Origin of the sequence: Lysobacter capsici (genome assembly GCF_014779555.2) — a bacterium.
In the GTDB taxonomy this organism is placed as follows: Bacteria; Pseudomonadota; Gammaproteobacteria; order Xanthomonadales; family Xanthomonadaceae; genus Lysobacter; species Lysobacter capsici.
In genome coordinates, this window is sequence record NZ_CP094357.1 from 287,173 (window position 1) to 298,295 (window position 11,123).

Annotated in this window: 8 protein-coding genes; 5 read left to right on the forward strand and 3 right to left on the reverse strand. The window is 68.0% G+C overall.

Annotated elements, in window-relative coordinates; genetic code table 11:
• Nucleotides 1–76: 76 nt before the first annotated feature.
• On the reverse strand, nt 77–1,168 hold the full coding sequence (locus tag IEQ11_RS01210; RefSeq protein ID WP_228464956.1) for a cyanophycinase: 1,092 nt from the start codon (nt 1,166–1,168) through the stop codon (nt 77–79).
• Nucleotides 1,169–1,330: 162 nt separating this feature from the next.
• Between IEQ11_RS01210 and IEQ11_RS01215 the strand changes: the two genes are divergently transcribed.
• The 3 genes from IEQ11_RS01215 to IEQ11_RS01225 all read left to right on the forward strand — a co-directional run bounded on the left by IEQ11_RS01215 (nt 1,331) and on the right by IEQ11_RS01225 (nt 6,230).
• Nucleotides 1,331–1,909, forward strand: coding sequence for an RNA polymerase sigma factor (locus tag IEQ11_RS01215; protein ID WP_191823149.1), 579 nt, complete (start codon nt 1,331–1,333; stop codon nt 1,907–1,909).
• Nucleotides 1,887–3,047 (forward strand): FecR family protein, encoded by a 1,161-nt coding sequence (locus IEQ11_RS01220; RefSeq protein WP_191823150.1) that lies wholly within the window; start codon nt 1,887–1,889, stop codon nt 3,045–3,047. The genes IEQ11_RS01215 and IEQ11_RS01220 overlap by 23 nt, the downstream gene beginning before the upstream one ends.
• A gap of 123 nt (nt 3,048–3,170) precedes the next feature.
• Complete coding sequence (locus IEQ11_RS01225) at nt 3,171–6,230, forward strand: TonB-dependent receptor (protein WP_191823151.1); 3,060 nt, start codon at nt 3,171–3,173, stop codon at nt 6,228–6,230.
• 136 nt (nt 6,231–6,366) lie between these two features.
• Here IEQ11_RS01225 and IEQ11_RS01230 read toward each other — a convergent pair whose 3' ends face one another.
• Nucleotides 6,367–7,134, reverse strand: coding sequence for a trans-aconitate 2-methyltransferase (locus tag IEQ11_RS01230; protein ID WP_191823152.1), 768 nt, complete (start codon nt 7,132–7,134; stop codon nt 6,367–6,369).
• Between the two features lie 248 nt (nt 7,135–7,382).
• Here IEQ11_RS01230 and IEQ11_RS01235 point away from each other — a divergent pair, with 248 nt between their 5' ends.
• Nucleotides 7,383–9,551: an FG-GAP repeat domain-containing protein gene (locus IEQ11_RS01235; RefSeq protein WP_191823153.1), complete on the forward strand. Its 2,169-nt coding sequence runs from the start codon at nt 7,383–7,385 to the stop codon at nt 9,549–9,551.
• 108 nt (nt 9,552–9,659) lie between these two features.
• On the forward strand, nt 9,660–10,538 hold the full coding sequence (locus IEQ11_RS01240; protein ID WP_191823154.1) for an NAD(P)-dependent oxidoreductase: 879 nt from the start codon (nt 9,660–9,662) through the stop codon (nt 10,536–10,538).
• Nucleotides 10,539–10,544: 6 nt separating this feature from the next.
• Here the strand turns inward: IEQ11_RS01240 and IEQ11_RS01245 are convergent, their stop codons facing one another.
• Nucleotides 10,545–10,958, reverse strand: coding sequence for an MmcQ/YjbR family DNA-binding protein (locus IEQ11_RS01245; protein WP_191823155.1), 414 nt, complete (start codon nt 10,956–10,958; stop codon nt 10,545–10,547).
• Between the last annotated feature and the right edge of the window lie 165 nt (nt 10,959–11,123).

The window sequence follows — 11,123 nt, forward strand, 5'->3', positions numbered from 1 at the left end:
CAATGCAACCAGACAGGCATGACGCAACGCATAGTTCATTCTCGGCTCCAGCTCGGTGGCGTGCGGTGGGTCGGCATCAGGCCGCGGGTTCGCGGCGGATCAGCTGCCCGGATTCGACATCATAAAGCTCGCGGAACGCGGGCTGCTCGACCTTGAAATCGCGCAGGCGCAGACGGCTGCCGGTGCCCAGGCCGATCACCGGCACCTCGCGGATGCTCAGCGGCTGGCCCGGCGCATAAACCTTTGCCGACCGGCGCGGTCGCACCAGCCACACATGCCCGCCGTTGCCGCTGAACACCGTGCCGTGACCGCGCGCGTCGATGCACAGCGCGGTGTATTCGTCCACGCCCAGGCCGACCAGATCGTCGCGCGCGTGTTCGTTCGACAGGCGCGCGACGAACGCGATCAATCGGCCGAGCCGTTCGCGCTTGCCGAAATGGCTGTCGGTGATGACTTGCTGCAGGTACGGCATGTGCAGGAAATCGTCGACCAAGGTCAGCTGCGGGCCGGTGGGATCGTGCAGGGCCGTTTGCGAGACCAGGCTGCCGCCGTCCATCGCGCCGTACGAATAACCGCCGAGGATGGCCAGGCCGGCGCTGGTGCCGCCGATCGGCTTGCCGGCGCGCACGTGCGCGTCGAGCGCGCGCGCGAGCGGCGTGCCTTTCCAGAAGCGCACGTAGTTGGACTGATCGCCGCCGGCGATGAAGATGCCGTCGGCTTCGCGCACGATCGCCAGCACCCGCGGATCGCTGGCGGCGCGGCGATCGTCGAACACCAGCGTCTGCGCGGCGGTGATGCCGCCGATGTCGTGGAAGAATTCGTTCTGCGCCTCGACCGAGCCGGACGCGCGCAAAATCACGATGCGGCCGTGGCCGGCGCGCTGGATCATCCATTCGAACGCCTCGCGCGGCCAGTCGCCGCCGCCGACCAGCATCATCCCGGCCTGGGTCGACGCCGGCCGCGGCGCGGACAAGTCGCCGATCTGGTAGTAGCGATAGCCTTCGCGCTGCGCGGATGCAGCCGATGGCGCGGGTGCTGTTTCCCGCGCACACACGGCCGAACCGATGCCGGCGAGCAAGGCGAACAACAACGCCTTCGCCATCGCGCGCTTGAACGCGGCATGCACCCAGCGCGGCTGCGCCGATCGAGCGATCGACGACGTCGCCATCGACGTCTTGGGTCCTTTCGACGAACTGCGCATCGCTCGGCCTCGGCGGGGATCGCTGTTGATGACGAACCAGGCCGCATCATCCCCCATCGCCTCGCCCACACACCGTCGCGGACGCCACCAGCGTGGTCACGCGGCCGGTCGTCGGCTAATGTCGGCGCAATGGACACCGCCCTCGACGCCTGGTTCGCCGACGAAATCCTGGTGCATGAAGCCGCGCTGGTGCATTACCTGCGCCGGGTCTGGGCGCATATCGACGATGTCCACGACCTGCGCCAGGAGATCTATGTGCGCGTCTACGAAGCCGCCGGCCGGGCGCGCCCACACCAGCCCAAGTCGTTCCTGTTCGCGACCGCGCGTCATCTGATGACCGACCGGCTGCGCCGCGGCCGGGTGGTGTCGATCGAGCCGGTGGGTGATTTCGAGTCCTTGAACGTCTTGGTAGATGAGGTGACGCCCGAACGCCGGCTCGGCGCGCGGCAGAACCTCAGACGCCTAGCCGACGCTTTCGACCTGCTGCCCGGCCGTTGCCGGGAAGTCGTCTGGCTGCGCCGGGTCGAGGAGCTGCCGCAGAAGGAGGTGGCCGCGCGCATGGGCATCACCGAGAAGACCGTGGAAAAACAGGTCGCCAAGGGGATGCGTCTGCTGGCGGAGCACTACTACGGCGCAACGCAGTCGCCCGCCGACGATGCGCAGGACGCCGACAGGAATCGCGAACATGGCAGGAAGCAGACAGATTGAACGCGCCGCCGCCGCCTGGCTCGCCAGGCGCGACGGCGGCGACTGGTCGCCCGGCGATCAGGCGCAACTCGATGCCTGGCTCGCGCAGTCGACCGCGCACCGGGTCGCGTGGCTGCGGCTGCAGGCGGCGTGGAATCAGAGCGACCGGCTGAAGGCCTTGGCCGCAGGCGTGGCGCCGGGCGAAGTGCCCGCGCGCGGCGCCTGGTCGGCGTCGCCGTACGCGCCGCGCGGTGAGGCACAGGCGAGTGGTCAGGATGATCGAGCCACGGCGGAGCCGCTCGATCCCGAGGAAGACGCGCGCGCGGTCGTCGCACAGGCATCGGCTGCGGCGCCCGCGACGGCGGTGACGACCGCGCCGCTGATCGGGCTGACGTTCACACCGCGCGCCACGCCGCGCAGTCCGCGCACCGCGCGTTATGCCGCGGCGGCCGCGATCGCGCTGGTGGCCATGTCCTTGCTGTGGGGCTGGCAGCGCTACGGCGTGGTCGAGCATCGCTCCTACCGCACCGCGATCGGCGCGCTCGACACGATCGGGCTCGCCGACGGTTCGCGCGCGACCCTGAGCAGCGACAGCCGCATCGACGTCGCCCTGTCGCGCGCGCAGCGGCATGTCGCGCTGGAACACGGCGAAGCCTTCTTCGACGTGGCCAAGGACCCAGGCCGGCCGTTCGCGGTCGATGCCGGCGCGCGCCGGGTGATCGCGGTCGGCACGCGCTTCTCGGTGCGCCGCGACGGCCCCGACCTGCGCGTGGTGGTGACCGAGGGCACGGTGCGGCTCGAATCCGAACCGGTCGACGGCCGCACTCAGCCGACCACGCTGTTGCCGGCCGGCAGCATCGCCCTGGCCGGCGCCAACGGCGTGCTGGTGCGCAGCGGTTCGATCGAGGACGCCGAACGCTTTGTCGACTGGCGCAACGGCTATCTGGTGTTCCGCGACACCGCGTTGAGCGCGGCGGTGGCCGAGTTCAACCGCTACAACACCCGTCGCCTGGTGATCGGCGATGCCGCGGTTGGCGAGCTGCGGGTCGGCGGCAACTTCCGCTGGTCCAATGCCGAGGTGTTCGTCGGCCTGCTCGAGCAGGCCATGCCGGTGCGCGCCGAGCGCCTGCCGGACCGGATCGTGCTGCACAGCCGCTGAGGCCGTCCGGCCTCGCATGCGTGGCCCAGGGGCGCCGCGCATCCGCGGCATGCGGGATTTTTCGAATTCGTTCGTCTGATAACACAACGGCGCCGCATGCGCGCCGATGGGGAGGGGAACCCGATGGTGCGTCGTCTGCGCGTGTTGCTGTTGAGTCTGGCCTGTACCGCCGCGCTGTCGGCGCAGGCGCAAGTCGCCGCGGGGGCGGTCGACATTCCGGCCGGCGATCTGGTTTCGGCGCTGGACGCGCTGGCGCGGCAATCGGGGGTGCAGTTCGTCTACCGCGCCGATCAGCTCAAGGGTTTGCGCACCTCGGGCGTGCGCGGCGCGATGCCGGCCGCCGATGCGCTCGACCGCTTGCTGCGCGGCAGCGGCTACGTCGCGCGCCGCGATGCGTCGGGGGCGATGGTGATCGTGCAGGCGCCGAAGCCCGCGCCCGCGCCGCGCACGCCGCCCGCGAGCGGCGGCGCTTCGGCCGAACCGGCCTCGGTGACCGAACTGGAAAGCATCCAGGTCACCGGTTCGCGCATTCCGCGCGCGCAGATCGAAGGCCCGGCGCCGATCACGGTGATGACCGCGCAGGAGATCAAGGCCAACGGCTTCACCAGCGTGCCCGACGTGTTGCGCGCGATGACCCAGAACGGCGGCGAGACCCAGAGCCAGCAATCGGCCAGCGGCGCGGACTTCTCGCCCGGCGCGCAGCAGGTCGACCTGCGCGGACTCGGCCCCAATCACACCCTGGTGCTGGTCAACGGCCGCCGCATCGCCGACTTTCCGATGCCGTTCAAGGGCCGCAGCAATTTCACCGACATCTCCAACATCCCGCTGGGCATGGTCGAGCGGATCGAGATCCTGACCGGCAGCGCCTCGGCGATCTACGGTTCGGACGCGATCTCCGGCGTGGTCAACTTCATCCTCAAGAAGCAGGCCGACGGCACCACCGTGGATTTCCGCATGGGCGACAGCACCCGCGGCGGCGGCGAGTCGTTCAACCTCAGCGTGTCCAGCGGCTACAGCAACGAGCGTTTCAGCGCGATCTACGGTTTCGAACTGCAGGCGCAGAACCCGTTATGGGCCTACGAGCGCGCGCGTCAGGATTCGACCAAGGACGCGCCGACGCAATCGACCCGCGCGGCGCGGCGCGCGTTCCTGCGCACCAACTTCGACGACGAATACCTCGATCCGGGCGCGGCCTGCGCCGGTCTGGCCCAGCTCAACGGCGGCACCACGTATCGCGCCTCACGACCGGGCTGGGGCGCCGACGGCGAGGACGGCTATTACTGCGGCAGCGACGAGTCGATCGGCTACGGCACCATGATCAGCAAGCGCAAGGGCGTCAACGCCTTCGCCTCGCTGGGCTATCGCTTCGACAACGGCAGCGAGTGGTTCGCCGACGTGCAGATGGGTTACCACGAGCTGTCGATGTTCCGCGACGTGAGCAGCTGGAGTTATCAGGCGCCCGACGGCAACGAGGACGGCTATTTCTTCAATCAGGCCACCGATCAGGTCGAGTACTGGCAGCGCCAGTTTTCGCCCGAGGAAATGGGAGGCCTGGACGCCGGCACGATCCGCAACCGGCAGAAGACCCTGAGCCTGACCACCGGCTTCAAGGGCCGCTGGGGCGAGCACTGGGATTGGGAAGCGGCGTTGAGCCATTCGCAGTACCAGTCCACGATCAGCTGGCCGCAGATCGTCGCGTCCAAGGCCAACGATCTGTTCCTCGGCCCGCAACTGGGCAGCGACGACGACGGCCTGCCGATCTTCAACGCCGATCCCGAGCGCCTGTACCGTCCGCTGACCCGCGCCGAGTACGACGCGATCGCCGCGCGCACCGTGTACCAGCCCAAGTCGCGCACCGACACCGCGTCGCTGACCCTGACCAACACCGAGCTGTTCACGATGCCGGCCGGCGCGGTCGGTTTCGCCGGCACCCTGGAAGTCGGCAACCAGAGCTACAACCTGCGCCCCGATCCGCTGGCGACGCAGTACTACTACTACAGCTGGCGCGATTCCGACGGCAAGGGCAGCCGCGACCGCTGGGCCGCGGCCGGCGAACTGCGCCTGCCGCTGCTGGAAAAGCTCAACCTCAGCGTCGCCGGCCGTTACGACCAATACCGCTACGGCGGCCACGACATCGACAAGTTCACCTACAGCGCCGGCCTGGAATGGCGCCCGGTCGAATCGCTGTTGTTGCGCGGCTCCTACGGCACAGCGTTCCGCGCGCCGGACCTGCACTACGTGTTTTCCGGCGAAGGCAATCTGGAATCGTTCGGCGCCGACTATTACCGCTGCCGCACCGAGGAGCCCGATTCGGACCTGGGCGATTGCTCGTACTCCGACGAAAACCTGGTGGTGACCCGCCGCGGTAACCGCGAACTCGAGCCCGAGACCAGCACCGCGTGGACCGCGGGCCTGGTGTGGTCGCCCATGGCGAACCTGGATTTCTCGATCGATTACTTCAACATCGAACTGCGCCAGCAGGTCCAGGACCTGCGCATCGACGGCATCCTGCAGGGCGAGGCCAATTGCCGATTGGGCCGGCGTCCGGACGGCAGCGCGGTCGACGCGGCCTCGCCGACCTGCGTCGATGCGCTCGCGCGGGTCGGCCGCAACGGCGACGGCGATCTGTACAGCGTCTACATCAACCCGATCAACATCGCCCGCGAACGCACCAACGGCATCGACTTCAACGCGCGTTACCGCCTGGAAACGCGCTTCGGCAGCTTTCGCTTCAACGGCAACTACAGCTGGGTGCGCGAACACGAAAGCCAGCAGTACAGCGGCGACCCGGTCGAGGACCAGTTCGCGGTCAACAGCGGTTTCGATATTCCGCGCAGCAAGGCCAGCGTCAGCCTGAGCTGGGACAAGGACCGCTGGACTACGACCCTGCACGGCGAACGCCTGGGCAAGTTGCCCAATTACGATTCCTACAACCAGTCCTACGATCCCGACGACGGCGGCAGCGCCTGGGTCGGCGCGACCTACCGCTACAACGCCTCGGTGCAGTACCGCTTCACCGACCACGCCCAGCTGTCGCTGGCGGTGACCAACCTGTTCGACAAGCTGCCGCCGAAAGACGCGACTTACACCAGTTACCCGTATTACGACGTGTCCTGGTTCGACACGGTCGGCCGTCAGGTGTACCTGCAATACACCCACAAATTCGGCGGTAGCGCGCTTTAGTTACCCGCTTCCCGCCGCAAGGATGGCGGCGGGAAGCTTTTTCTTTGGAGCGGACGCGTCGAAATCGCGATTGCGGCATCGTTACGCCCGCATGCTCTTCCCGATTCCCGATTCCCGATTCCCGATTCCCGAAACTTCACTGCGCCGTGCGCGCGACCACGAAGATCCGCCGGAACTCGAACCAGGTCGTGCCGTCGCTACGCGGCGGATAAGCGCGATCGAGCATCGGCGCCAGTTCATCGCGAAACCGCTGCCAATCGGCGTCGTTCAACGCCGACCGCACCGGCCGCAGCGCGGTGCCGGTGATCCATTCCAGCACCGCGTTCGGGCCCGACAGGCGCTGCACGTAGGTGGTTTCCCAGGCATCGACCGTGCAGTCCTCGCCGGCCAGCAACTCGGCGTACTGCCGCGGCATGTCGACGGTATCGTCCTCACGCAAACCGACATCGGCCAGTTGTGTCGTCCAGCCCGCGCTCGCGGCGAGTTCGCGGGTGAGCGCATGCGAGGGCGCGTCGAAATTGCCCGGCACCTGCACGGCGATCCAGGCGCCCGGCGGCAGTTCGCGCGCCCAGCGCCGCAGCAGATCGCGATGCTCCGGCACCCATTGCAGCACGGCGTTGGAAATCAGAACGTCGGTGTCGGCTTGCGGCGACCATTCGCGCAAGTCGATCAACCGCGCGTCGATGCCCGCCGCGCGCGCCGCCGCGACCATCTCCGGCGAGTTGTCGCTGGCTTCCAGCGTTGCTTGGGGCCAGCGCTGCGCCAGCGCGCGGGTCAGGTTGCCGGGGCCGCAGCCCAGGTCGACCACCCGGCGCGGATGCTCGGCGCCGATGCGTCCGACCAGATCGAAGAACGGCCGGCCGCGCAGGTCGGCGAAGTCGAGGTATTTCCTGGGGTCCCACATGGCATCGTCCCGTCGTCGTATCGGCGATCACTATAGAACCGTCGTACGGAAGATCGCGCGAGGAACCGCGCCAGAAATCGCAAAGTTGCCGGCCATCGCACAGGCGAGTCGACGTTGCCGCCGCCGGGCAGCCCGCTCGCAGCCACTGCGATCGCGCTAGCGGATAATGCCGGTGCTGCCGGCGTTGATGTCGCCTGATCCGCCATCGCATGCGGGCAGTGCCGATTTATTCGCTCAAGGATGGTTCCATGTTCAGACACACGCTTCTTTCCGCCGCGCTGGCCGCCTCGTGCGCCCTGCTGGCCGCGCCCGCTCCGGCGCTCGCCGCCGACCCCGGTCATTTCATGGCCGTGCAGAACGGCGCGCTGGTCATCGACGGGCAACGCATCGCCTTGCCCTCGACCAACATGTTCGATCTGCTCTACCTGTACATCAACGACCCGGTGCGCGGAAAGCAGAAGCTGTCCAATGCGCGCGGCAGCGGCTTCAAGGCCGTGCGTTATTTTTCCTCCGGCACCTACAGCGAATCGACCCAGCTGTTTCCCGCGGTCGAGCTGTGGGAAACCCCGGCCACCCGCGCGCAGTTCTATGCCGCCTACGACCGCATGGTCGCCGACGCGGCCGAGCTCGACGTCAAGCTGATTCCGGCGCTGGTGACCGGCTGGTCGGACCCGACCGAAGTCAACCGGCCCAGCGGCGCGGCCTGCCAGCACGCGCCGAACTCGTTGCCGTTGCTGCCGGGCAGCGACAACCGCGCCGCCTTGAAGGCGTTCGCGCTGGCGCTGGTGACGCGTTACCGCGCGTCCGACACCGTGCTGTTCTGGGAACTGGGCAACGAGTTCAACCTCAACGCCAAGCACCGCAACAGCGCCGAGCTGTGCGTGACCCGCGAGGACATCGCCGCCTACATCGCCGAGATGGCCGCGGCGATCAAGGCCATCGACTCCAATCATCTGGTCGCCGCCGGCGTGGCCCAGGAAGGCGATGCCTTGATGCTCGCCGACCAGCCCGGCGCGTACAACGATGCGGGCGATTACTTCCGCCTGTATCACGACATTCCCAATGTCGACCTGTCGACCGTCCACATCTACGAGCAGTATTTCTATCCGGCGCCGTCGGGCTCGGCGAACATGGCCGTGTTCCTGCGGTACTTCAAGGGCATCGCCGACAGCCTCGGACGGCCGCTGTGGGTCGGCGAATTCGGCGCGCCGTTCGATCAGGCGTGGTCGGACAACAACTTCCACGATGCGCCGATGTCGCTGCTGTTGGCGAAGCAATACCTGGGCATCGATCTGGCCACGACCTGGAACTGGGAATCGCGCGAATACGGCTCGCCGAGCTTCCACCCGGAAATGGTCCGTTTCAGCCTGGACCCGGACGAAGACGGCGATGCGATCGCGGCGCTGACCTATCCGCAGGCGCGCATGGGCGGCAACCGGCCCGGAGTGACCTGGGCGCCGATGAGCGGCGATGCCGACGGCGACGGCCGCAGCGATCTGCTCGCCGCGGCCGATCGCGGCCTGTGGCAGGTGTCGCTGATGGGCGCGCAGCCGGCGGTGCCGGGGCAATGGACGTCCAAGTTCGCCGACAACGCGCTCGATCCGGCCGGCGCGCCGTTCCAGCGGCTGGCCGGCGATTGGGATGGCGACGGCAAGGCCGATATCGGCGTGAAGGCGCGCGACGGTCGCTGGTTCGTGGCGTTCTCCGACGGCAAGCGTTACGTCGGCGGCGCGCAATGGCTCAGCGGTTTCGGCAGCGACGCGGCCGATCCGGCCGGCGCGCCGTTCGTGGCCATCAGCGGCGACTGGAACGGCGACGGCACCAGCGACATCGGCCTGAAGGCGCGCGACGGCCGCTGGTACACCGCGACCAGCAACGGCGCCGCGTTCGCCAATCCGAGCCTGGCGTTGTCGAACTTCGTCAACGAGAACCTGGACCCGGGCGGCGGCGGTTACAACGTCCTGACCGGCGACTGGAACGGCGACGGCAAGACCGACATCGGCGCGAAGAGCCGCGATGGCCGCTGGTTCGTGGCGCGTTCCAACGGCGCCGGCTTCGTCGATATCGCGCACTGGCTGAGCAATTTCGGCAGCGACCTCGCCGATCCGGCCGGCGCGCCGTACCAGGCGATCAGCGGCGACTGGAACGGCGACGGCAAGACCGACATCGGCCTGAAGGCGCGCGACGGCCGCTGGTTCACCGCGTTGAGCACCGGCAGCGGCTTCGTCAACGCCAGCCTGGCCTTGTCGAGTTTCGGCGATGAAAACCTGGACCCGAACAACGGCGGTTTCACCGCGTTGAGCGGCGACTGGAACGGCGACGGCAGGACCGATATCGGCATCAAGAGCGGCGATGGCCGCTGGTTCGTCGCTTACTCCAACGGCGCGGGCTTCACCGCGCCCGCGTTGTGGCATTGAGCGATTGAGTCATCCGCCCGCGGCCGCGATGGAGGCGGCCGCGGGCATCGGTCACACTGACGGCGAATCGCGTAACGACCGGCGGCGCTCTACTCGCGGAGAAACTTCATGACCACGCAGATCGGCTTCATCGGCCTGGGCGTAATGGGTCAGCCCATGGCGCTCAATCTCGCCCGCGCCGGCATGACGCCGGTGGTTTGGAACCGGTCCGCCGCCGCGTTGGCGGTGTTGGGCGAGGCCGGCGCGCGCGTGGCCGACAGTCCGGCGCAGGTGTTCGAACAGGCGCGGGTGGTGATCGTGATGCTCGCCGACGAGGCCGCGATCGATGCGGTGCTCGGCCGCGGCGCGCCGCGGTTCGCGGCGCTTCTGCGCGATCGCATCCTGGTCCACATGGGCACGACCTCGGCCGAGTATTCGCGAGCGCTGGAAGCCGATATCCGCGCGGCCGGCGGCGGTTATGTCGAAGCGCCGGTGTCGGGTTCGCGGGTGCCGGCGCAGGCGGGCCAACTGGTGGCGATGCTCGCCGGCGACGAGGCCGTGGTGCAGCGGGTGCGGCCCTTGCTGTCGCCGATGTGCAGCCAGAGTTTCGTCTGCGGCGCGGTGCCCAATGCGCTGCTGATGAAGCTGTCGGTGAATCTGTTCCTGATCACGATGGTGACCGGGCTGGCCGAGTCGGTGCATTTCGCGCAGCGCCAGGGCCTGGACCTGCGTCAGTTGCAGGCCATCGTGGATGCCGGGCCGATGGCCAGCGCGGTGTCGAAGATCAAATTGGCCAAGCTGGTCGACGGCGATTATTCGGTGCAGGCGTCGATCGCGGATGTGTTGAAGAACAACCGCTTGATCGCGCAGGCCGCGCGCGACGCCGGCATCGCCTCGCCCTTGCTGGACGTGTGCCACGCCTTGTTCGGCGAAACCCTGGCGCAGGGCCACGGCGCCGCCGACATGGCCGCGGTGGTGCGGGCGATCCAGGCGCGCAGTTCGGACTGAGCGCGCTCAGGCGCGCGGGCGGTCGAGCAACGTGATCAGTTTCTTCGGCGCCAGCACGCAATAACTTTCGACGATCAGGTCGGCGATCTCATCCCAATCGCTGTGTGCGTCGATCGCGACGCCGACGATGTCGGCGAACCACGGCGGCTTGAAGAACGGCGCCCGGGCGAACTTCGGCGCCGCCACCCGCGCGAGTGGCAAGCGAAACGTGAGCACCGGCAGCGGCCCGTCGCGGCCGGCCGCCTGCGCGTATGCCGGCGGCCAGCCGCGGTCGATCATCACGGCGTGAGCGAAATTTTTCTTGCCGATCATCCAGCGCATGCCGGTCCAGGCGGATTCTTCGTGCACCTCGGGCAGGCCGAGGCAGATGGCGTTGAGTCTGGCGAGGATTTCGCGCGGAACGCTGGCGTGTTCGCTCATCGGGATGGCTCGCGGCGGTGTCGGTGGCTGTCGCGTGTGGCTGCTTTCAAGGTGGCGAATTTGCGCATTGTTCCTGCATGACGCGATCGACAGCGTCGACTGCCGCGAGATTCGCTGCAGAAAAAATCACATCTATTGCCCATTAACTTTAACCCCGAAGATCGG